The organism is Pseudomonas lini (genome assembly GCF_001042905.1).
GTDB lineage: Bacteria > Pseudomonadota > Gammaproteobacteria > Pseudomonadales > Pseudomonadaceae > Aquipseudomonas > Aquipseudomonas lini.
The window spans coordinates 229028-251971 of record NZ_JYLB01000004.1 but is presented as its reverse complement, the minus strand read 5'-3'; the positions used below and the strand labels follow the sequence as shown (position 1 = coordinate 251971).

Genomic DNA, 22944 nt, shown 5'->3' with positions numbered 1-22944 from the left:
TGCTCGGCCTCCCCGACAGTCATGTTCATGCCGCCGCCACGGTGACCGGCACGCCGTTCAACGCCGCATTGCCCGACAACTCATCGAGCTGACATTCGTCAGTCAGGTCATTGGCGCTGGAGCCAGGTTGACTGCTGGCAATCGTCATCTGCACCCCCGGTCGCGCATGACCCCAACCGTGAGGAAGGCTGACCACACCTTTCATCATATCCAGGCTGGCGACCACTTCAACCTCGATCACGCCGACCCGCGAACTGACGCGCACCCGCTGCCCATCGCTGAGCCCGCGGCTGGCCAAATCGTCCGGGTTCATCAGCAGTTGATGGCGTGGTTTGCCCTTCACCAGACGGTGATAGTTGTGCATCCATGAGTTGTTGCTGCGCACATGGCGGCGGCCGATCATCAGCAGCTCATCGGCGGCCGGTGCTTGCAGTGCCGCGAAGCGCGCCAGGTCGGCGAGGATCTCGACAGGCGCTGCCTGGACTCGCTGATTAGCGGTTTTCAGGCGTGGCGCCAGGTTGGGTTTAAGCGCGCCCAGATCGATACCGTGAGGATGATCGAACAAGGTCGCCAGCGACAACTTGTGTTCCGAAGCGTCGCCATACAGGCCCATCCGCAGCCCTCGGTCGATCATCTGCGCCGGCGCGATAGTCGGTTTCAGTTCCTTGCCGGTCTTGGTCGCAAAGGCTTTGGCCAGCCCCACGAAGATTTCCCAGTCATGCAACGCGCCTTCGGGCTTGGCGAGGATCGCCCGGTTGAAGCGGGTGACGTTGCGCACCGCGAACATGTTGAACGTGGTGTCGTAATGATCGTTTTCCAGCGCCGAAGTCGACGGCAGGATCAGGTCGGCATAACGCGTGGTTTCATTGATGTACAGGTCGACGCTGACCATGAACTCCAATCCATCCAGCGCCTGCTCCAGTTGCCGGCCATTAGGCGTGGACAGCACCGGATTACCCGCCACGGTGATCAGCGCGCGGACCTGCCCTTCCCCTTCGGTGAGCATCTCTTCGGCCAGCGCCGATACCGGCAGTTCTCCAGCGTATTCCGGACGCCCGGACACCCGGCTCTGCCACCGGTTGAAATGCCCGCCCGAGGTCGACGCCACCAGATCCACCGCAGGCTCGGTGCACAGCGCACCGCCCACCCGATCGAGGTTGCCGGTGACCAGATTGATCAATTGCACCAGCCAATGGCACAGGGTGCCGAAAGCCTGGGTCGAAACGCCCATGCGGCCGTAGCAAACCGCTGTCGGCGCTGCCGCGAAGTCCCGTGCCAGTTGACGGATCTGCTCGGCAGGCACTGCGCACAGCGGGCTCATGGCCTCGGCGGTGAAACCTGCGATCGCCTCACGCACTTCATCCAGGCCGTCGACCGGTAAATGACTGTCGCGGGTCAAGCCTTCGGCGAACAAGGTATTGAGCAGCCCGAACAACAGCGCCGCATCGCCACCGGGGCGCACGAACAGATGCTGATCGGCAATCGCCGCCGTTTCGCTGCGACGCGGGTCGACCACCACCACTTTGCCGCCCCGGGCCTGAATCGCCTTGAGGCGCTTCTCTACATCCGGCACGGTCATGATGCTGCCGTTGGAGGCCAATGGATTGCCGCCCAGGATCAGCATGAAATCGGTGTGATCGATGTCCGGAATCGGCAACAGCAAGCCGTGACCGTACATCAAGTGACTGGTCAGGTGATGGGGCAATTGATCGACCGACGTCGCGGAAAACCGGTTGCGGGTTTTCAGCAGGCCAAGGAAGTAATTGCTGTGGGTCATCAACCCGTAGTTGTGCACGCTGGGGTTGCCCTGATAGACCGCCACCGCGTTCTGCCCGTGACGCTCCTGAATCGCCGCCAGGCGTTCGGCCACAAGACTGAAGGCATCTTCCCACTCGATAGGCTGCCATTCGCTGCCTACCCGCAGCATCGGCTGACGCAGGCGATCCGGATCGTTCTGGATGTCTTGCAGGGCAACCGCTTTGGGGCAGATATGCCCGCGGCTGAAGGTGTCTTGGGGGTCACCCTTGATCGAGGTGATCTGTACGCCGCTGCCTTCGACCTCGGTGGTTTCGATGGTCAGGCCGCAGATGGCTTCACACAGGTGGCACGCACGGTGATGGAGAGTCTTGGTCATGGCCAGTCTCTGTTTTGTTCTGGGCGGGCAATATCGGCCGCGGGAACAAAACTATGGCGCGCGACTCGCCCCTTTGCCAGCGACGTTCGTCTTGTGAATCGGCGACTATCAGGCCAGCCGATGACAGCAAGGGATCAGTTCGGCGGCAGACTCGGCGGCGCCTGCAACTGGATCTCCTCGATGGTTTCGATCTGCTCGTGGGCGACATGCACGCCGGTGAGCTCGCCGATCAGTCGCCAATGCTCGTCGAGCCCGGCGCTGATGGTGGCCATGCGGTCGATCATGCGCCGGCCGGCCACCTTCGTGACTTCGTCTTCACTACGCATCAGCTCGAAAGACATCGAGGTCATGGAAGCGGTGAGGTGAGTCAGGGAGCGGGCCGTAAGGCCGAGTAGCTCCATTAACAGTTGTTCTTTCGATTCCATTCCTGAGGCTTCCTGCGTCACTCGTGCTCTAGTTATAACCCAGCACTTTGCTTTAGCAAATGTTTCGGACAAGACACATTGCCCGCCAAAGACCCGAATGACAGGTCAAAAACCGACCGCCAGCGTGTCGCCCGCGCCCTGTTTGATTGCCAAGCCCGGCGAGCCCGGTGTACAAATGGTTAGCTGCTGTCAGGAAACAGGCTTCAAAAGCGCTACTGCGGTCACCTCGTAGCCCCTCTGAAATCCCCAAACACCGTAGCCTATTGGAAAAACGCGACATTTAATGTCAATATCGCGCCTCCCCCTATTTCGTCGCCCCGTGCGGCTTACGCCGCAGGTCTCGCCCGTTTTTCAGTTAAACAAGGCTTTGAGTATCTGCGGTCTGTTGCAAAAAGGTAGTCAATGATGAGCGCAAGGCACTTTCTCTCCCTGATGGATTGCACGCCCGAAGAGCTGGTCAGCGTGATCCGTCGAGGCGTTGAGCTCAAGGACCTGCGTAACCGCGGCGTACTGTTCGAGCCTTTGAAGAACCGCGTCCTGGGGATGATTTTCGAGAAGTCCTCGACCCGCACCCGTATCTCGTTCGAAGCCGGCATGATCCAGCTCGGTGGCCAGGCGATCTTCCTGTCGCCACGCGATACGCAACTGGGTCGCGGCGAGCCGATCGGCGACTGCGCCATCGTCATGTCGAGCATGCTCGATGCGGTGATGATCCGTACCTTTGCCCACAGCACCCTGACCGAATTCGCCGCCAACTCCCGCGTGCCGGTGATCAATGGCCTGTCCGATGACCTGCACCCGTGCCAGTTGCTGGCCGACATGCAAACCTTCCTCGAGCACCGCGGTTCGATTCAAGGCAAGACCGTGGCCTGGATAGGCGATGGCAACAACATGTGCAACAGCTATATAGAAGCGGCGATCCAGTTCGACTTCCAGTTGCGCATCGCCTGCCCGGAAGGTTACGAACCCAACCCAGAGTTCGTGGCTAAAGCCGGCGATCGGGTGACCATCGTCCGCGATCCACAGGAAGCCGTGCGCGGAGCGCACTTGGTGAGCACCGACGTCTGGACCTCCATGGGCCAGGAAGAGGAAACCGCCAAGCGTCTGAAGTTGTTCGCACCGTTCCAGGTCAACCGTGCCCTGCTCGACCTGGCCGCGCCGGACGTGCTGTTCATGCACTGCCTGCCGGCCCACCGTGGCGAAGAAATCAGCCTTGACCTGCTCGACGACTCGCGCTCGGTAGCCTGGGATCAAGCCGAAAACCGTCTTCACGCACAAAAGGCCCTGCTCGAATTTCTTGTCCCGCCTTCGTATCACCACGCATGAGCCAGACCTTACTGCTGAACCTGCGCAACCTGGCCTGCGGTTATCAAAACCAGCGGGTTGTGCAGAACCTCAACCTGCATTTGAATGCCGGCGATATCGGTTGCCTGCTGGGGTCTTCGGGCTGCGGCAAAACCACCACCCTGCGGGCGATTGCCGGTTTTGAACCGGTGCACGAAGGTGAAATCCAGCTGGCAGGCGAGACCATCTCCAGCGCCGGCTTCACCCTCGCCCCGGAGAAGCGCCGGATCGGCATGGTGTTCCAGGATTACGCACTGTTTCCGCATCTGAGCGTGGCCGAGAACATCGCTTTCGGGATCCGCAAGCACCCGCAAAAGGATCGCATCACCGAAGAGCTGCTCGAACTGGTCAACCTGAAAAACCTCGGCAAGCGCTTCCCCCATGAGCTGTCCGGCGGCCAGCAGCAACGTGTCGCCCTCGCCCGCGCCCTGGCGCCGGAACCGCAGTTGCTGCTGCTCGATGAACCGTTCTCCAACCTCGACGGCGAATTGCGACGCAAGCTCAGTCATGAGGTACGCGATATTCTCAAGGCTCGCGGCACCAGTGCGATCCTGGTGACCCACGATCAGGAAGAAGCCTTCGCGGTCAGTGACCACGTGGGCGTTTTCAAGGAAGGTCGCCTGGAGCAGTGGGATACGCCCTACAACCTCTATCACGAACCACTGACGCCATTCGTGGCCAGTTTCATTGGCCAGGGTTACTTCATTCGCGGTCAGCTGAGCAGCCCGGAGTCGGTGCAGACCGAGCTGGGTGAGTTGCGCGGCAACCGCGCCTACACTTGGCCAATCGGTTGTGCCGTGGACGTGTTGCTGCGCCCGGACGATATCGTCTATGCGCCGGACAGCCCACTGAGGACACAGATTATCGGCAAGAGCTTCCAGGGGGCATCAACCTTGTACCGCTTGCAGTTGCCTACCGGCGCGCAGCTGGAGTCGATTTTCCCGAGCCATGCCGATCATCTGGTCGGTGCTGAAGTAGGCATTCGGGTGGCGGCTGAACACCTGGTGTTATTCCAGGCGAACGGCAGCACGGCGGCGCAGATTCCGGTGATCGAATCCGGTGTTCGGCGGTATAGCTCCGCCAGCTGAACCATCGCTAAAAGATCGCAGCCTTCGGCAGCTCCTACAATGGAATGTGTACTCCTGTAGGAGCTGCCGAAGGCTGCGATCTTTTCAGCTCAACCCAACATCAGCTTGCCACTCGCAAACAACGTCGCATTGCCGCCAATACTCACCCGATCCCCTTCCAACTGGCAAAACAACTCCCCGCCCCGCGCCGAGCACTGATAAGCCGTCAGACTCGACTTGCTCAAGCGTTCCGACCAATACGGAATCAGGCTGCAATGGGTCGACCCGGTCACCGGGTCTTCGTTGATGCCGATTGCTGGCGCAAAGTACCGCGATACAAAATCATGCGTGTTGCCCTTGGCCGTCACAATGGCACCCGGCCACGGCAGTTTGGCCAGCGCAACCATGTCCGGCTGACAATCGAGCACCGCTTGCTCGGACTCCAGCACCACGAACAGTTCTTTCGAACCCAACACATCGACTGCTTTCACACCCAAGGCGCGCTCGACATCCAGGGTCACGCCCACGTCTGTCGGCACGATGGCCGGGAAATCCAGCCACAAGCGCTTGCCCTCACGGCTGACACTCAGTGGGCCGGACTTGCAGATAAAGTCCAGCCGCTCGACCGGTTCCTTATAGATTTCAAACAGAACATAGGCGCTGGCCAGGGTTGCATGGCCGCATAACGGGACTTCGGTGGTCGGGGTAAACCAGCGGATGTGCCAGACGGCACCCTCACGTACCAGAAATGCGGTTTCGGCGAGGTTGTGTTCGGCGGCGATTTTTTGCATCAACTCATCGTCGAGCCAGGTATCGAGCCGGTACACCATCGCCGGGTTGCCACTGAACGGCCGATCACTGAACGCGTCGACCTGATGAAACTCTAGCTGCATGGCACTTCTCCCTTTTTCAGGTCGACGAGCATGAAGCCACGAAGAGCCATTCACCAGTGACAGAACCAATCAATTTCCACCATACAGCGCCGAGCTGAACGCCCGAAACCCTCTGCTCAGGCGCGACCAATATCGGCGAACTTCGCCTGGGTGTGTTCAGCCAACACGGCGGGCGCCAGCTCAACTTCCAGACCACGCCGTCCGGCGCTGACGAAGATGCTGGAAAAAGGCTGAGCCGAATGATCAATAAAGGTACGCAGGCGCTTCTTCTGCCCGAGCGGGCTGATGCCGCCCAACAAATACCCCGTCGAACGCTGTGCAGCCGCGGGGTCGGCCATTTCGACTTTTTTTACGCCAGCGGCCTGCGCCAGCGCCTTCAAGTCCAGACTGCCGACGACCGGCACCACCGCCACCAACAATTCCCCCTTTTCGCTGGCCGCCAGCAATGTCTTGAACACCTGAGCCGGGTCCAAACCCAGTTTTTCCGCGGCCTCCAGACCATAGGACGCTGCCTTCGGATCATGTTCGTAACTGTGCACGCGATGTTCGGCACGAACTTTTTTCAACAAATCCAATGCGGGGGTCATGGCAGCTCCAAGCTTGGCGGCAGAAGAAAATACTGCGCAGGATTCTAGGTCATTGATCGATAAAAGGCTCTATTACAACGCCATTTCAATAGCTTGGCCGGGCTTCTGTACCGTTCGTCCACGGTCGGCATGCCTGATGAACGATGCGGTCATTCACGTGACTAATAGTTCAATTGTGACCGACAGTTCACTTTCGACCTTTGACAGCAGCGTTTCTTGTCTATATTTTTTCGAATCTGAATACTGTACGAATGTCTCACCGCAGCACCCAGCAGTAAGCCGAGCGCAGGATGGGGATCCTGCCTCGGTGAAAATCGCGCTTTGACCTTGATGAAAAAGCGCCAGACAACAACAAAAACGAGGTTTTCAATGACAACTGCTTTACAACAACCGTCGCTCTCGAGCCAATGCATGGCCGAGTTTCTGGGTACTGCACTGCTAATCTTTTTCGGTACCGGTTGCGTTGCCGCGCTCAAGGTTGCGGGTGCCAGCTTCGGGTTGTGGGAAATCAGCATCATCTGGGGGGTTGGCGTCAGCATGGCGATCTACCTCACCGCTGGCGTTTCCGGCGCACATCTCAATCCTGCCGTGAGTATCGCGCTAAGCATTTTCGCTGACTTCGAAAAGCGCAAACTGCCTTTCTATATCTTCTCCCAGGTAGCCGGCGCCTTCTGCGGGGCCTTGTTGGTTTACACGCTGTACAGCAATCTTTTCTTCGATTTCGAACAAACTCACCAAATGATTCGTGGCACCCAGACCAGTCTTGAATTGGCTTCGGTGTTCTCCACTTTCCCAAACCCTGCCCTGACCACAGCCCAGGCCTTTTTGGTTGAAGTGATCATCACCGCCATCCTGATGGGCGTGATCATGTCGTTGACCGACGACAACAATGGCCTGCCCAAAGGGCCGCTGGCGCCGCTGCTGATCGGCCTGCTGATTGCCGTGATTGGCAGCTCGATGGGCCCGCTGACCGGTTTCGCGATGAACCCGGCCCGTGACTTCGGCCCTAAACTAATGACTTTTTTCGCCGGCTGGGGTGAAATTTCCTTCACTGGCGGGCGCGATATCCCGTACTTCCTGATCCCGATTTTTGCACCGATTGTCGGTGCCTGCCTCGGTGCTGCAGCTTATCGCGGGCTGATTGCCCGTCATCTGCCCAGCGCCATACCTGCTACAAAGGATGCAGCACCGGCCATTGACGGCAAACCAAGAACGTCTTGAAACCGTTGGCGCGCGATCCTGTCCATGCGTTCCCGCGCCTGACCTCACTTCCTAATTTTCGTCCAAGGCAATCGACATGACCGACATTCAGAATAAGAACTACATCATTGCCCTCGATCAGGGTACGACCAGCTCCCGCGCGATCATTTTCGACCGTGACGCGAACGTGGTCTGCACCGCCCAGCGCGAATTCGCACAGCATTACCCGCAAGCCGGTTGGGTCGAGCATGACCCGATGGAAATCTTCGCCACCCAAAGCGCCGTGATGGTCGAGGCCCTGGCGCAAGCCGGCCTGCATCACGACCAGGTCGCGGCCATCGGCATCACCAACCAGCGCGAAACCACCGTGGTCTGGGACAAGACCACCGGCCGCCCGATCTACAACGCGATCGTCTGGCAGTGCCGCCGCAGCACCGAAATCTGCCAGCAGCTCAAGCGCGATGGTCACGAGCAATACATCAGCGACACCACCGGCCTGGTTACCGACCCGTACTTCTCCGGCACCAAGCTCAAGTGGATCCTCGACAACGTCGAAGGCAGCCGTGAGCGTGCGCGCAAGGGTGAACTGCTGTTCGGCACCATCGACAGCTGGCTGATCTGGAAATTTACCGGTGGCAAGGTGCACGTCACCGACTACACCAACGCCTCGCGCACCATGCTCTTCAACATCCACACGCTGGAGTGGGACGCGAAGATGCTGGAAGTCCTCGACATCCCGCGCGAGATGCTGCCGGAAGTTAAGTCCTCATCCGAAATCTACGGCCACACCAAAAGTGGCATCGCCATTGGGGGGATCGCCGGCGACCAGCAGGCGGCCCTTTTCGGTCAAATGTGCGTCGAGCCAGGCCAGGCGAAAAACACCTACGGCACCGGTTGCTTCCTGCTGATGAACACCGGCGACAAAGCGGTGAAATCCAAACACGGCATGCTCACCACCATTGCTTGCGGCCCGCGTGGCGAAGTGGCCTACGCCCTGGAAGGCGCGGTATTCAACGGTGGCTCCACCGTGCAGTGGCTGCGTGACGAGTTGAAAATCATCAACGACGCCCACGACACCGAATACTTCGCCAACAAGGTCAAGGACAGTAACGGTGTGTACCTGGTGCCGGCCTTCACCGGTCTGGGCGCTCCGTACTGGGACCCGTATGCCCGTGGCGCGCTGTTCGGCCTGACTCGCGGCGTACGCGTGGATCACATCATTCGCGCCGCGCTGGAGTCGATTGCCTACCAGACCCGCGACGTTCTGGACGCCATGCAGCAGGATTCCGGCGAACGCCTCAAGTCCCTGCGCGTGGACGGCGGCGCAGTTGCGAACAACTTCCTGATGCAGTTCCAGGCCGACATCCTCGGCACTCAGGTCGAGCGTCCGCAAATGCGCGAAACCACAGCGTTGGGCGCGGCTTATCTGGCTGGCTTGGCTTGCGGCTTCTGGGGCAGCCTGGACGAGTTGCGCGGCAAGGCAGTGATCGAGCGCGAGTTCGAACCGACGCTGGACGAAACCGCGAAGGAAAAACTCTACGCCGGCTGGAAAAAAGCCGTCAGCCGCACCCGTGATTGGGAACCGCACGAAGGCGCTGAATAAGCCAAGGATGGGGTTCTAACTGGTAGGGAGCAGATTCCTGCGGCATCATGGGCAAATTTTGCACGGCAGCCCAAAGGAAGCCCCATGAATCTGCCTCCCCGTCAGCAGCAAATCCTCGAACTGGTCCGCGAACGCGGCTATGTCAGTATCGAGGAAATGGCTCAGCTGTTCGTCGTTACACCGCAAACCATCCGCCGCGATATCAATCAACTGGCGGAAGTCAATCTGCTGCGTCGCTACCACGGCGGCGCAGCCTATGATTCCAGCGTCGAAAACACCGCCTACGCCATGCGCGCCGATCAGATGCGCGATGAAAAGCAGCGTATCGGCGAAGCCATTGCCGCTCAGATTCCCGATCACGCCTCGTTGTTCATCAATATCGGTACCACCACCGAATCCATCGCCCGGGCGCTGCTCAACCACAACCACCTGAAGATCATCACCAACAACCTGCACGTCGCCTCGATGCTCAGCGCCAAGGACGATTTCGACGTACTGCTGACCGGTGGCAACGTGCGGCGTGACGGTGGCGTGGTCGGTCAGGCCAGCGTCGACTTCATCAACCAGTTCAAGGTCGACTTCGCGCTGGTCGGCATCAGCGGTATTGATGAAGACGGCAGTTTGCTGGACTTCGATTATCAGGAAGTACGGGTGTCCCAGGCGATTATCGCGAATGCCCGACAGGTGATTCTGGCGGCTGACTCCAGCAAATTCGGGCGCAATGCCATGATTCGCCTGGGCCCGATCAGCCTGATCGATTGCCTGGTCACCGACCAGCAGCCTTCGCCGGCCCTGGCGCAGTTGTTGAGCCAGCACAAGATTCGGTTGGAAGTGGTTTAACCCCCTCGCGACTCTCTCGTTCCCACGCTCTGCGTGGGAATGCCGCCTGGGACGCTCCGCGTCCCGCCTCAAACGCTGACGCAGAGCGTCTATTGATGCATTCCCACGCAGAGCGTGGGAACGATCTGTGCGCGAATGTTCGTAAATTTTCCTTTAACCGCCCTTCGATCAGTATTTTCAATCGAAGTTGACTGGCTGTGGGCGTCTTTATGGGCTAATATTTTCGCAAATGAACATTAATGTTCGAATTCAAATATATAATTTCAAAAAACCCGAGGCCAGCCGATGCCCACTTCTACCTTGCCTACGCCCCCTCTCGCCGAGGTTTACGATATCGCCGTCATCGGTGGTGGGATCAATGGCGTGGGGATCGCAGCGGATGCCGCCGGTCGCGGTCTTTCGGTATTCCTTTGCGAAAAGGATGACCTGGCCAGCCACACTTCGTCCGCCAGCAGCAAGCTGATCCATGGCGGCCTGCGCTACCTCGAACATTACGAATTTCGCCTGGTACGCGAAGCCCTCGCCGAGCGTGAAGTGCTGCTGACCAAGGCGCCGCACATCGTCAAACAGATGCGTTTCGTGCTGCCGCACCGCCCGCACCTGCGTCCGGCCTGGATGATCCGTGCCGGCCTGTTCCTTTATGATCACCTCGGCAAACGGGAAAAACTCGAAGGCTCGAAAAGCCTCAAGTTCGGCCCGGACAGCCCACTGAAAAGCGAAATCACCAAAGGCTTCGAATACTCCGATTGCTGGGTCGATGACGCACGCCTGGTTGTACTGAACGCCATGGCCGCCCGCGAGAAAGGCGCTCACGTCCATACCCAAACCCGTTGCGTCAGTGCCCGTCGCACCAAGGGCCTGTGGCACCTGAATCTGGAACGCGCCGATGGCAGCCTGTTTTCGATCCGCGCCAAAGCGCTGGTGAATGCAGCCGGCCCGTGGGTCGCCAAGTTCATCCGTGACGACCTGAAGATGGAATCGCCCTATGGCATCCGTCTGATCCAGGGCAGCCACCTGATCGTGCCGAAACTATATGAAGGCGAACACGCGCATATTCTGCAAAACGAAGATCAGCGCATCGTGTTCACCATTCCTTACCTGAACCACTTCACCCTGATCGGCACCACCGACCGCGAGTACACCGGCGACCCGGCTGCCGTTGCAATCACTGAAAGCGAAACCGATTACCTGCTCAAAGTGGTCAACGCTCACTTCAAAAAGCAACTCAGCCGCGACGACATCCTGCACAGCTATTCCGGCGTGCGTCCGCTGTGCAACGACGAATCCGACAACCCGTCAGCCGTCACCCGCGATTACACATTGGCGTTGTCGGGCAGTGGCGAAGAAGCGCCGTTGTTGTCAGTGTTCGGCGGCAAACTGACGACTTACCGCAAATTGGCCGAGTCGGCGCTGGCGCAACTGGCTCCGTACTTCACGCACATCAAGCCAAGCTGGACCGCCAGCGCCACCCTGCCTGGCGGTGAAGACATGACCACTCCACAGGCCTTGAGGTCGCGGATCCGCGACAAGTTCGACTGGGTGCCCACCGAAATCGCCCGACGCTGGGCCACTACTTACGGCAGCCGCACCTGGCGCATGCTCGAAGGAGTGGAAGGCCTCAGTGATCTGGGCGAACACATCGGCGGCGGTCTCTACACCCGCGAAGTCGATTACCTGTGCAGCGAAGAGTGGGCGACCACCGCCCACGACATTCTGTGGCGCCGCAGCAAGCTCGGGCTGTTCACCACCCCGGCGGAACAGCAAAAGCTCAAGGATTACCTGAACAAGGTCGAACAGAACCGCAGCAAGATCGAAGCGGCCTGATCGGGAATCCGGTTGAACCCAAGCCCCTGAATCGAAAGGTTCAGGGGCTTTTTGCATTCTAGAGAACACCATTGATCAACTGTGGGAGCGGGCTTGCTCGCGAAGACTGACTAACATTCAACATCTCCGTCGGCTGATAGAACGCTTTCGCGAGCAAGCCCGCTCCCACAGGGTTTGAGTAAAATCCAAGATTGTATTCGGTTTTCCGAACGCGACTTGTCGGTCGATTCGGTTAACCGGATTACTGATCATGAAAAAACACGCCACAAATATTTAATACCCTTATAAATCAATAACTTGATCTATATCGCCTGGCCTGGCACGAGTCATGCTCTACACTCTTGGACGAATGCCTGTTGTGCCAACACTTCAGGAGCCGTCAGGCATTCGAAGCACCAATAGGCCGATGAACTGGCTCCATATAAAAACAATGTCGAGGAAAATTTGATGCGCATCGTTCCCCATATCCTGGGCGCAGCCATTGCTGCCGCTCTGATTAGCACTCCAGTTTTCGCCGCCGAACTCACCGGCACACTGAAGAAGATCAAAGAGTCCGGCACCATCACCCTCGGGCATCGTGACGCTTCCATTCCGTTTTCCTACATCGCGGACGCTTCCGGCAAACCGGTTGGCTACTCCCACGATATCCAGCTGAAAATCGTCGAAGCCATCAAGAAAGACCTGGACATGCCCAACCTCCAGGTCAAATACAACCTGGTGACCTCGCAAACCCGTATCCCGCTGGTGCAGAACGGCACCGTGGACGTCGAGTGCGGCTCCACCACCAACAACGTCGAACGTCAGCAGCAAGTTGACTTCTCCGTCGGCATCTTCGAAATCGGCACCAAGCTGCTGTCCAAGAAAGATTCCCCGTACAAAGACTTTGCCGACCTCAAAGGCAAGAACGTCGTGACCACCGCGGGCACCACGTCCGAGCGCATCCTCAAGTCGATGAACGCCGACAAGCAGATGGGCATGAACGTGATCTCCGCCAAAGACCATGGCGAGTCCTTCCAGATGCTGGAAACCGGCCGTGCCGTGGCTTTCATGATGGACGACGCCTTGCTGGCCGGTGAAATGGCCAAGGCCAAGAAGCCGACTGACTGGGCCGTGACCGGGACTGCGCAGTCCAATGAGATTTACGGCTGCATGGTTCGCAAGGGCGACGCACCGTTCAAGAAAGCTGTCGACGACGCCATCATCGCGACCTACAAGTCCGGCGAGATCAACAAGATCTACGAAAAATGGTTCATGCAGCCAATCCCGCCAAAAGGCCTGAACCTGATGTTCCCGATGAGCGAAGAGCTCAAGGGCCTGATCGCCAATCCAACCGACAAAGCGGCTGACGAAAAGAAATCCTGATTTCTGACTAACCTTATCCCTTGAGAGGGCCTCTGCCCTTTCAGGGGGTTGTCATTCCCTGCTGGCATTTCTGGAAAACACTCGAACCGGTGGCTGTCGAGCCGCTCGTGTGTGCCTGATCTTCAAGGTCGGGCGGGAACGGAGCTTCCCCAGGCGGGCATTTGTAAATCGAACGAATCCGAGGGGAGACCCTAATGAATTACAACTGGGACTGGGGCGTGTTCTTCAAGTCCACCGGCGTGGGCAGCGAGATTTATTTCGACTGGTACCTCTCCGGTTTGGGCTGGACCATCGCCATCGCCATCGCAGCCTGGATCATCGCGCTGCTGCTGGGCTCGATTCTGGGTGTCATGCGCACGGTACCGAATCGCATCGTATCGGGTATCGCGACCTGCTACGTCGAACTCTTCCGTAACGTGCCACTGCTGGTTCAACTGTTCATCTGGTACTTCCTGGTGCCCGACCTGCTGCCTGCGGACATCCAGGAGTGGTACAAACAGGATCTCAACCCGACCACCTCGGCCTTCCTCAGTGTCGTCGTGTGCCTGGGTCTGTTCACCACCGCTCGGGTTTGCGAACAAGTGCGCACCGGTATCCAGGCGCTGCCTCGCGGCCAGGAATCCGCTGCCCGTGCCATGGGTTTCAAGCTGCCGCAGATCTACTGGAACGTGCTGCTGCCCCAGGCTTACCGCATCATTATTCCGCCGCTTACCTCGGAATTCCTGAACGTATTCAAGAACTCGTCCGTGGCCTCGCTGATCGGCCTGATGGAGCTGCTCGCGCAGACCAAACAGACCGCCGAGTTCTCCGCCAACCTGTTCGAAGCCTTCACCCTGGCAACGCTGATCTACTTCACGCTGAACATGGGCCTGATGCTGGTGATGCGTGGGGTCGAGAAGAAAGTCGCCGTACCGGGCCTGATCTCCGTAGGGGGTAAATGATGGAATTCGACTTCTCGGGCATCATCCCGTCCTTGCCGGGCTTGTGGAACGGCATGGTCATGACCCTGCAACTGATGGCGCTGGGCGTCGTCGGCGGGATCATCCTCGGCACGATCCTGGCACTGATGCGCCTGTCCCACAGCAAACTGCTGTCGAACATCGCCGGCGCCTACGTTAACTACTTCCGCTCGATTCCATTGCTGCTGGTCATCACCTGGTTCTACCTGGCGGTGCCGTTCGTACTACGCTGGATCACCGGCGAAGACACTCCGATCGGCGCGTTCGCCTCCTGCATCGTGGCGTTCATGATGTTCGAAGCGGCGTACTTCTGCGAAATCGTCCGGGCCGGCGTGCAGTCGATTCCCAAAGGCCAGATGGCGGCTGCCCAGGCCATGGGCATGACTTACGGCCAGATGATGCGGTTGATCATCCTGCCGCAAGCGTTCCGCAAGATGACCCCGCTGTTGCTGCAACAGAGCATCATCCTGTTTCAAGACACCTCGCTGGTTTACGCGGTGGGCCTGGTGGACTTCCTCAATGCCTCGCGCGCCAGTGGCGACATCATCGGCCGCTCCAATGAGTTCCTGATCTTCGCCGGTTTCACATACTTCATCATCAGCTTTGCCGCCTCGCAGCTGGTCAAGCGTCTGCAAAAAAGGTTTGCCGTATGATCTCTATCAAGAATGTCAACAAGTGGTATGGCGACTTCCAGGTACTGACTGACTGCAGCACCGAGGTCAAAAAAGGCGAAGTGATCGTGGTGTGCGGGCCATCCGGCTCCGGCAAGTCCACCCTGATCAAATGCGTCAACGCGCTGGAACCGTTCCAGAAAGGCGACGTGATCGTCGATGGCACATCCATCGCCGACCCGAAGACCAACCTGCCAAAACTGCGTTCGCGCGTCGGCATGGTGTTCCAGCATTTCGAACTGTTCCCGCACCTGAGCATCATGGATAACCTGACCATCGCGCAAATCAAGGTGCTGGGCCGCAGCAAGGAAGAAGCCAGCAAAAAAGCCCTGCAACTGCTTGAGCGTGTAGGCCTCTCCGCCCATGCCAAAAAGCACCCGGGCCAACTCTCCGGTGGTCAGCAACAGCGTGTGGCGATTGCCCGTGCGCTGGCGATGGATCCGATCGTCATGCTGTTCGACGAACCGACCTCGGCGCTGGACCCGGAAATGGTCAACGAAGTACTCGACGTGATGGTGCAACTGGCCCACGAAGGCATGACCATGATGTGCGTGACCCACGAAATGGGCTTCGCCCGTAAAGTGGCGGACCGGGTGATCTTCATGGACCAGGGCAAGATCATCGAAGACTGCAAGAAAGAAGAGTTCTTCGGCGACATCAATGCCCGTGCCGAGCGTACACAGCACTTCCTCGCGAAAATTTTGCAGCACTAAGAACGGCACCGCTCCCCAACTAATGTGGGAGCGGACTTGTGTGGGAGTGAACCGCTTTTCGTAGGAGCCAGGCTTGCCGGCGAAAGCGCACTTAAGGACGCCTTCGCCGGCAAGCCTGGCTCCTACGGGTCCCATTGGGTTTGCCCCCTCACCACACCCCGCTCCCACAGGGGGCTCGTGGGTATATGGATATTTGTGTTGTGGTTGACCCAAGGCATCTGTGATGAAATGCGACTCCACTCTCTATCGCGCCGCGCCGCCATCACTCGCCGTGAAACCCCGTTTGATTCGCCATCTGTTCCTGCCGCCGCTGGTCATCGCCCTGATGATCGGATTGGGTTATATCGGCTTCTGGGTCAGTGAACACTACGGAATTCGCGGCCTCAGCGAGAACGGCCAGCGTCAGTTGGAACTGCACGCCCGCGCCGTCGAGAGCGAGATCAGCAAGTACACCTACCTGCCCAGTTTGCTGGAACTCGAATCCAGTGTTTCAAAACTGCTGGCCGACACGTCGCCGGAACACCGGCAGACGGTCAACGAATACCTCGAAGGCCTGAACCGGCGCAGCCGCAGTCGGGCCATTTATGTGATGGACACCACCGGTCGCGTACTGGCCACCAGCAACTGGCGCGATGTCGACAGTTATCTGGGTGAAGACCTGTCCTTCCGTGCCTATTTCCAGAATGCCGTGCGCGGTCAGCCGGGGCGTTTCTACGGAATCGGCAGCACCAGTGGCGAGCCCGGCTATTACCTGGCGCACGGTCTGGAAGAGCACGGCAAGATCATCGGCGTCGCCGTGGTCAAGGTCCGCCTCGAAGCCATGGAAGAACGCTGGCAGCGTGCGCGCCTGGAAGCCTTCGTCAGCGACGAGAACGGCATCATCATTCTCTCCAGCGATCCGGCGCGGCGGCTTAAATCGGTTGTGCCATTGAGCGAGGAAACCAAGGAAAAACTGGCCCGTAGCCTGCAGTACTACTGGTTTCCACTGAACGAACTGCAACCGCTGGCGCGGGAGAAACTGGCCGAAGGCGAGGAAAAACTGACCTTCCCCGCCAACAGCGAATTGATGTCCGATGAAGAGAACATCAGCTACCTCTCGCAAACCCGGCCGCTGAGCGACACACCATGGAATTTCACCCTCCTCACCCCCCTGCAGGATTTGCGGCGTGAAGCGATCAATCAGGGGATTCTGGTGGCGGTGGCGTTTGCCCTGGTGGCGTTTCTGCTGATCGCCTGGAACGAGCGGCGCAAGGTGATCGCCACCCGCCTCGCGGCGCGGGAAGCCTTGCAGGAAGCCAACAATCAACTGGAGCGTCGGATTACCGAACGCACCACTGACCTGCGCGCCAGTAACGAACGGCTCAAGGGTCAGATCCGCGAACGGCGGCAGGCGGAAGAGACGTTGCGCCGTGCCCAGGATGAACTGGTCCAGGCCGGTAAACTGGCGGCCATCGGTCAGATGTCCACCAGCATCGCTCACGAATTGAACCAGCCGCTGGCAGCCTTGCGGACCTTGTCCGGCAATACCGTGCGCTTTTTGGAACGCGGTCAGCTGGATGTGGCCAGCACCAACCTCAAGACCATCAATGAGCTGATCGACCGCATGGGCCGGATCACCGCGAGCCTGCGCTCCTTCGCCCGGCGCGGTGATGACAAGGGCCAGGCCAGCTTTGGCAAAGCCGTAGACGCCGCCCTGCAATTGCTGGGCAGTCGGATGGAAAGCGCGCACCTGCAATTGCACCGCGACTTCAAAGACGTGCAGGTGCAGATCGACCAGACCCGGCTGGAGCAGATTCTGGTCAACCTGATCGGCAACGCGCTCGACGCCATGCAGTCGCAGCCTCAACCGGCATTGTGGCTCGAAGGCGAGGAATTCGACGGCAAGTATCGCCTGCGGGTACGCGACAACGGCCACGGCATCGATGCCGAAGCGCGCAAGCATCTGTTCGAACCGTTCTTCACCACCAAACCCGGCGAACAAGGCCTGGGCCTCGGCCTGACGCTTTCAGCCAGCCTGGCCGCCGCCACCGGCGGGCATCTGGGTGTCGAGCACCCGGCCAGCGGTGGTACCACCTTCGTCCTCAGTTTACCGTTGGTAAGCCCCACTCCCGCCGAGCCAATATGAACAACGACCTTAGTGTGCTGATCGTCGAAGACGACCCCCATGTCCTGCTCGGTTGCCAACAGGCGCTGACCCTGGAAGACATTCCCTGCGTGGGCGTCGGCAGCGCGGAAGAAGCGCTGGAGCGAGTCGGCGATAACTTCGCCGGCATCGTCATCAGCGACATCCGCCTGCCGGGCATCGATGGCCTGGAACTGCTGACCCGGCTCAAGGCCCGCGATCGCAGCCTGCCGGTGGTGCTGATTACCGGCCACGGCGACATCTCCATGGCCGTCGGCGCGATGCAGAAAGGCGCCTACGATTTCATGGAGAAACCCTTCTCCCCGGAACGCCTGGTGGATGTCGCCCGCCGCGCGCTGGAGCAACGCAGCCTGGCGCGGGAAGTGTCGTCGCTACGTCGACAACTGTTCGAGCGCGATTCCCTCGAAGGCCGGATCATCGGGCGCTCGCCGGCCATGCAAAACCTGCGGGAATTGATCGCTAACGTCGCCGATACCTCGGCCAACGTGCTGATCGAAGGCGAGACGGGTACAGGTAAAGAACTGGTCGCGCGCTGCCTGCACGACTTCAGCCGTCGGCACACCAAACAGTTCGTCGCGCTGAACTGCGGTGGCCTGCCGGAGAACCTGTTCGAAAGCGAAATCTTCGGCCACGAGGCCAACGCCTTCACCGGTGCCGGCAAGCGGCGGATCGGCAAGATCGAACACGCCGACGGCGGCACGCTGTTCCTCGACGAAGTAGAAAGCATGCCGCTGCCGTTGCAGATCAAACTGCTGCGGGTGTTGCAGGAACGCACCCTTGAACGCCTGGGCTCGAACCAGAGCGTGGCGGTGGATTGCCGGGTGATCGCCGCGACCAAGTCCGATCTGGATCAATCGAGCAAGGCCGGCGAGTTTCGCAGCGACCTGTATTACCGCCTGAACGTGGTAACCCTGGAACTGCCGCCGCTGCGCGAACGCCGCGAAGACATCCTGCAATTGTTCGAACACTTTTTGCAGCAGTCATCCCTGCGCTTCGACCGCGCGGTGCCGGAACTGGACAACCAGACCCTGTCGAACCTGATGAGCCACGACTGGCCCGGCAACGTGCGCGAATTGCGCAACGTCGCCGAGCGTTTCGCATTGGGCCTGCCGGCCTTCAAAAAATCCGGCACCAGCGGCAGTAATCAGGGCCTGGCCTTCGCCGAAGCGGTGGAAGCCTTCGAACGTAACCTGCTCAGCGACGCCTTGCAGCGCAGCGGCGGCAACCTGACCCAGGCCAGTCTGGAACTGGGGATGGCCAAGACCACACTGTTCGACAAAGTGAAGAAATACGGGCTGAGTCACTGATGGACCTGATGTTCAAAGCGACCCTGGGCGCGGCGGTGGTGGTGATTCTGGCCATGCTGGCCAAGACCAAAAACTATTACATCGCAGGCTTGGTGCCGCTGTTTCCGACCTTTGCGCTGATCGCTCATTACATCGTCGGCAAAGGGCGCTCGCTGGATGATCTGAAAACCACCATCGTGTTTGGCATGTGGTCGATCATTCCGTACTTCGTCTACCTGGCGACCTTGTATGTGATGGTCGACCGGATGCGGCTGGAGGCTTCGTTGGCGGTGGCTGCGGTGGCGTGGTTGATCGCGGCGACGGTGTTGGTCAGCGTGTGGATGCGCCTTCACGGCTGACGCGACAAAACACCCGTAGGAGCTGCCGCAGGCTGCGATCTTTTGATCTTGATTCTCGACGGCCACCAGATCGCAAAAGATCAAGATCAAAAGATCGCAGCCTGTGGCAGCTCCTACAGGGGTACGGGGCGAGTCCCTGGATTACTGTCCGTAAACCTTCTGCAACTGTGCTTGTGTCAACGCATCTTCAAACGGCACCGGCACCGATTTCACCGCCCCGTAGAGGTTGCGATAACGCCAATAGTTACCGTTGTTGGCCAGTTGATAACCACGCTCGACCACTCGCTGGCCATCAAGGATATAACGCAAGGTTTCCTGGGCTGCCGCTGGCGGTGTCGACTGCATCAGGTCGGTGGACAAAACGCGCATCGACTCGTCGATACACTCGTCGAGCACGGCCGTGACCTTTGCCAAATCTAGGCCGCCGTCATCGATGCACTGCTTGCCACAGCGCCGAATCGGCTGGCTGACGACTTCGATCCGCATGCGATACAGCGCCGAACCGGCAATGTCCTGAACCTGCACCTGATTGACCAGCACGAAACTGCCGCGATCGGGGGTAAGCATCAGTTTGGGCTCAATCACCAAACGCGCGGTGACCTGCCCTTCTCCTTGCTTGAACCCGGCCACTTGCGAAGCCTGTTGATAGCGCTTTTGTAGACGCTCCTGCAACGGAACACCTGCAAGCAAGTCAGCCATCGGTCGCGCCTCCTTGAGCGCGGTTTTTTCCGCATCGCGCTGCAAGCTGCCGCTGCCCATCTGGGTGTTGATCAGGCTGGCGATCAGCAAACCGGCAAGCCCGGCAGTGTTGCCCGAACTGGCCACCAGGTTATGACTCGACGACGCAGCCTTCAAGGCCGCCTGGGAGTCAATCACTGTGCTCGCACCGACAAAGGATTGCGGCAACTGCACATCGACCTTAAGCCCGTGGGCCTGGACGTAAGGCAAGGCACTCTGGTCCTTGAAACCGACCTCAGGGGCCGGTTTTTGCGCACACCCCGTCAGCATCAGCAGGGCCAGCGCGCCGACCACTATGGGCAGGCGCTTCATTGCGCGAACGGGGTAATCATTTGCTGACGGCTATTGTCCACAGCCTGATAAAACGCGTTGGACAGGTTGGTGTAGGTCGGTTCATCCCACTCGCCCTGAGCGGCTTGCGTCACGACAAAGGGTTTGAACCACAGCAGCTTGTTGTCCGCCAGATCGATCACCATACCCTGTCCGCCCACTTGCGCCATCGGCACGCTGGTCGGCACGACGCTGTAGTAGCTGCGGGTGGCACCGGTGGCATAGACATTCACCAATAGCAGACGATCGACACCGTAGGTCGCCTTGACCGGCTTCAGGTCCCGGGTCATGTAGCCTTCGCGGAAGTCGGTTTGCTTGTAGACCGACAGGTCGACTGGCTCATCGATCCGCTTCGCCTTGTAACCCTTGGCCTGCAGCTTGGCGACGATGGCATCCGGCAAGGTGTTGAGGTCACGTACTTGCCATTTTTCGACGTTGCTACTGAGCTTGCTGTTAACGCCTTTGTTGATAGCGAATTGCAGAAGCCCCTGATTGCCGGTCAACGCCAGCACCGGCTCCGGCACTACGGTGATCGCTACGCCGATGGTCGACTCTTTGGCATCCCAGAATTGGTGGTCCAGCGGCACTGGAGGTTGCACATGAGCACAGCCAGTGAGGGTCAGGCAGGCGAGCAACGTCAGCACTGCCCAAGTGCGTAGAACGTGAAGATTCATGGATCAAGTCCCTATGATTATTAACGATGCTGCTTATGTCGGCAGCCTCGGCAAAAACCGTAGTAGCACATTGATATATTTTCGACCCGCAGCCGTCAGTTGACCGTACCGCCCTTGGCTTCACTCATGATCTGGCGAATCGCACCGACAAACGTCTCCACCGGCTGCCCGCCACTGACGGCGTACTGCCCGTTGAACACTACCGTCGGCACCGAACTCACGCCGCGTGATAACCACAACTGTTCTTCCTCGCGAACCTCTTTGGCGAATTCGTCGGACGCCAGAATCTCCTCGGCCCGCTGCCGATTCAGCCCCACGCTTTCGGCGAGCTGCGCCAATTGCCCGTGATCGGACGGATTGCCGCCCTCGCTGAAATACGCCTTGAACAGGGCGTCTTTCAGGTTGAACTGCAACCCTTCCAGCCCCGCCCAATGCAGCAAGCGATGAGCATCGAAAGTGTTGTAGATACGGCTGTTGCCGTCCGTGCGAAAGGCAAACCCGACCTCGGCGCCGCGCGCGCGGATCATTTCGCGGTTCTTCTGCGATTGCTCAGGCGTCGAGCCGTACTTTTCGCTGATGTGTTCGGTGATGTTCTGGCCTTCGGGGCCCATCTTCGGGTTCAGTTCGAACGGCTGGAAACGGATCTCGGCCTGGACTTCGTCGCCGAGCAAATCCAGGGCGCGGGTCAGGCTATACAGACCGACGACGCACCAGGGGCAGGACACGTCGCTGACGAAATCGATTTTCAGGGGGGTACTCATCACACACCTCGCAGGCTTGGGTCGCGCCGGAAAGTTTGAACGATACACCCGAGGGGCCAAAGCGCGCAGCAGATCCCTTGTGGGAGCGGGCTTGCTCGCGAAGGCGTCGTGTCAGTCGATATCTGCTTTGACTGAAGCACCGCATTCGCGATCAAGCCCGCTCCCACAGGTTTTGGGGTGTTTGGAAGGGTGTGTTTAGTTCTGTTTAGCGTTACTTCCTGAAAGCTACAGCGCCTTGCGCCGTCGCCTACAACCACGTCAGAATCCGCCGGCTTGTGCGCCTGGAGGCCCGTCGGTAACTTGGTTCCTGTCACTGATTCCCAGTGATCGGGTTTAGTAGCCCGGCATTTCTTTCCGGTCGCATAAGTGTCATCCAGTCAGGCATTCGCCTGCACTTGATGGTGGCTGTGCGCATGGTGCCCTCGGGCGCGCCGGTTTTGACTGGAGGCCGGTCTACTAACTTGCGCACAGCTGCCTCCCCATTCCGTTTAGTAGCGAGATGAGTTGCAGCTCTACTAACAGGTTCAATGTTCAAAATCACTCCAAACCCACCGGAAACCGACGACGTTTCCCCATACGAAACCCCAGGCTCCAAAAAGCTCAACGAAGCCGCCGACCGCGCCCTCGATTACTACCTCAAACCGGTCATTCCCAAAGACATCCCACGCAAACCCAGCACCCTTTACTCCGTCGCCCCCGGCGCCGATAACGAATCCCTGCTGGTCAACGCCTGCGAATCCCTGGCAGCGGCGAGCGTGATGTTGAGTGATTTCGCGGGGCTGGTGGACGGCCCGCAGCGCAACACCGTGCTCGGCATCCAGAACTCCGTCATGTTGGGTGAACTGGCGGTGAACCGGGTGCTTGATAACTTCGTTCCAACGTAAAACAGCCTCCTGTAATTGAGGCGCTTTTGTGGCGAGGGGGCTTGCCCCCGTTCGGCTGCGCAGCAGTCGTAAACGCGGTACATGTGGTTTACCTGAATCACCGCGATGGCTGATTTCAAGGGCGGCTTCGCCACCCAACGGGGGCAA

At 59.1% G+C, this 22944-nt stretch carries 21 protein-coding genes; 14 read left to right on the top strand and 7 right to left on the bottom strand.

The window, feature by feature from the left end:
* Positions 1–25 precede the first annotated feature (25 nt).
* Together TU81_RS13370 and TU81_RS13365 are read right to left on the bottom strand one after the other, a co-directional pair.
* Positions 26–2134, bottom strand: coding sequence for a molybdopterin oxidoreductase family protein (locus TU81_RS13370; RefSeq protein WP_038981869.1), 2109 nt, complete (start codon positions 2132–2134; stop codon positions 26–28).
* A 134-nt stretch (positions 2135–2268) separates the two neighbouring features.
* Positions 2269–2559, bottom strand: coding sequence for a hypothetical protein (locus TU81_RS13365; RefSeq protein WP_038981868.1), 291 nt, complete (start codon positions 2557–2559; stop codon positions 2269–2271).
* Positions 2560–2964: 405 nt separating this feature from the next.
* Between TU81_RS13365 and argF the strand changes: the two genes are divergently transcribed.
* Both argF and TU81_RS13355 read left to right on the top strand, forming a co-directional pair.
* Positions 2965–3885 carry an ornithine carbamoyltransferase gene (argF, locus tag TU81_RS13360; RefSeq protein ID WP_032830187.1) on the top strand — a complete coding sequence of 307 codons (921 nt, stop codon included), beginning with the start codon at positions 2965–2967 and terminating at the stop codon, positions 3883–3885.
* Positions 3882–4991, top strand: a complete 1110-nt coding sequence (locus tag TU81_RS13355) for an ABC transporter ATP-binding protein (RefSeq protein ID WP_048395553.1) — start codon at positions 3882–3884, stop codon at positions 4989–4991. The genes argF and TU81_RS13355 overlap by 4 nt, the downstream gene beginning before the upstream one ends.
* A gap of 89 nt (positions 4992–5080) precedes the next feature.
* Here TU81_RS13355 and TU81_RS13350 read toward each other — a convergent pair whose 3' ends face one another.
* Together TU81_RS13350 and ybaK are read right to left on the bottom strand one after the other, a co-directional pair.
* Entirely contained in the window at positions 5081–5863 is a 783-nt protein-coding gene (locus TU81_RS13350) for a PhzF family phenazine biosynthesis protein (RefSeq protein ID WP_048395552.1), read from the bottom strand.
* 116 nt (positions 5864–5979) lie between these two features.
* Positions 5980–6450, bottom strand: a complete 471-nt coding sequence (gene ybaK / locus TU81_RS13345; RefSeq protein ID WP_007938929.1) for a Cys-tRNA(Pro) deacylase — start codon at positions 6448–6450, stop codon at positions 5980–5982.
* A 369-nt stretch (positions 6451–6819) separates the two neighbouring features.
* Between ybaK and TU81_RS13340 the strand changes: the two genes are divergently transcribed.
* The 11 genes from TU81_RS13340 to TU81_RS13290 all read left to right on the top strand — a co-directional run bounded on the left by TU81_RS13340 (position 6820) and on the right by TU81_RS13290 (position 19410).
* On the top strand, positions 6820–7671 hold the full coding sequence (locus tag TU81_RS13340) for an MIP/aquaporin family protein (protein ID WP_038981862.1): 852 nt from the start codon (positions 6820–6822) through the stop codon (positions 7669–7671).
* 76 nt (positions 7672–7747) lie between these two features.
* Positions 7748–9253, top strand: a complete 1506-nt coding sequence (glpK, locus tag TU81_RS13335) for a glycerol kinase GlpK (protein ID WP_007898522.1) — start codon at positions 7748–7750, stop codon at positions 9251–9253.
* Positions 9254–9337: 84 nt separating this feature from the next.
* Complete coding sequence (locus TU81_RS13330) at positions 9338–10093, top strand: DeoR/GlpR family transcriptional regulator (protein ID WP_007898523.1); 756 nt, start codon at positions 9338–9340, stop codon at positions 10091–10093.
* 285 nt (positions 10094–10378) lie between these two features.
* A complete protein-coding gene (gene glpD / locus TU81_RS13325; protein WP_048395550.1) occupies positions 10379–11917 on the top strand; it encodes a glycerol-3-phosphate dehydrogenase in 1539 nt (512 codons plus the stop codon).
* A 447-nt stretch (positions 11918–12364) separates the two neighbouring features.
* Positions 12365–13279, top strand: coding sequence for a glutamate/aspartate ABC transporter substrate-binding protein (locus TU81_RS13320; RefSeq protein WP_048395549.1), 915 nt, complete (start codon positions 12365–12367; stop codon positions 13277–13279).
* Between the two features lie 194 nt (positions 13280–13473).
* Positions 13474–14220: an amino acid ABC transporter permease gene (locus TU81_RS13315; protein ID WP_048395548.1), complete on the top strand. Its 747-nt coding sequence runs from the start codon at positions 13474–13476 to the stop codon at positions 14218–14220.
* Positions 14220–14891: an amino acid ABC transporter permease gene (locus TU81_RS13310; RefSeq protein WP_048395547.1), complete on the top strand. Its 672-nt coding sequence runs from the start codon at positions 14220–14222 to the stop codon at positions 14889–14891. Before TU81_RS13315 ends, TU81_RS13310 begins: the two co-directional genes overlap by 1 nt.
* The gene (locus tag TU81_RS13305) at positions 14888–15622 is read left to right on the top strand and encodes an amino acid ABC transporter ATP-binding protein (protein WP_038981857.1); all 735 of its coding nucleotides are present in this window, start codon (positions 14888–14890) and stop codon (positions 15620–15622) included. The genes TU81_RS13310 and TU81_RS13305 overlap by 4 nt, the downstream gene beginning before the upstream one ends.
* Positions 15623–15845: 223 nt before the next feature.
* Complete coding sequence (aauS, locus tag TU81_RS13300) at positions 15846–17747, top strand: two-component sensor histidine kinase AauS (RefSeq protein ID WP_048395546.1); 1902 nt, start codon at positions 15846–15848, stop codon at positions 17745–17747.
* A complete protein-coding gene (aauR, locus tag TU81_RS13295; protein WP_048395545.1) occupies positions 17744–19072 on the top strand; it encodes a two-component response regulator AauR in 1329 nt (442 codons plus the stop codon). The genes aauS and aauR overlap by 4 nt, the downstream gene beginning before the upstream one ends.
* Positions 19073–19080: 8 nt before the next feature.
* Positions 19081–19410 carry a GlpM family protein gene (locus TU81_RS13290; protein WP_167344820.1) on the top strand — a complete coding sequence of 110 codons (330 nt, stop codon included), beginning with the start codon at positions 19081–19083 and terminating at the stop codon, positions 19408–19410.
* Between the two features lie 141 nt (positions 19411–19551).
* On the opposite strand, the gene TU81_RS13285 is transcribed toward TU81_RS13290, so the two are convergent.
* From TU81_RS13285 to TU81_RS13275, 3 genes are all read right to left on the bottom strand, one after another.
* Entirely contained in the window at positions 19552–20460 is a 909-nt protein-coding gene (locus TU81_RS13285) for a YajG family lipoprotein (RefSeq protein WP_048395544.1), read from the bottom strand.
* A complete protein-coding gene (locus tag TU81_RS13280) occupies positions 20457–21152 on the bottom strand; it encodes a hypothetical protein (RefSeq protein ID WP_038981848.1) in 696 nt (231 codons plus the stop codon). Before TU81_RS13280 ends, TU81_RS13285 begins: the two co-directional genes overlap by 4 nt.
* A 95-nt stretch (positions 21153–21247) precedes the next feature.
* Positions 21248–21913, bottom strand: coding sequence for a DsbA family oxidoreductase (locus TU81_RS13275; RefSeq protein ID WP_038981847.1), 666 nt, complete (start codon positions 21911–21913; stop codon positions 21248–21250).
* A 527-nt stretch (positions 21914–22440) separates the two neighbouring features.
* Here TU81_RS13275 and TU81_RS13270 point away from each other — a divergent pair.
* Complete coding sequence (locus TU81_RS13270) at positions 22441–22797, top strand: DUF6124 family protein (protein WP_038981845.1); 357 nt, start codon at positions 22441–22443, stop codon at positions 22795–22797.
* Positions 22798–22944: the final 147 nt, after the last annotated feature.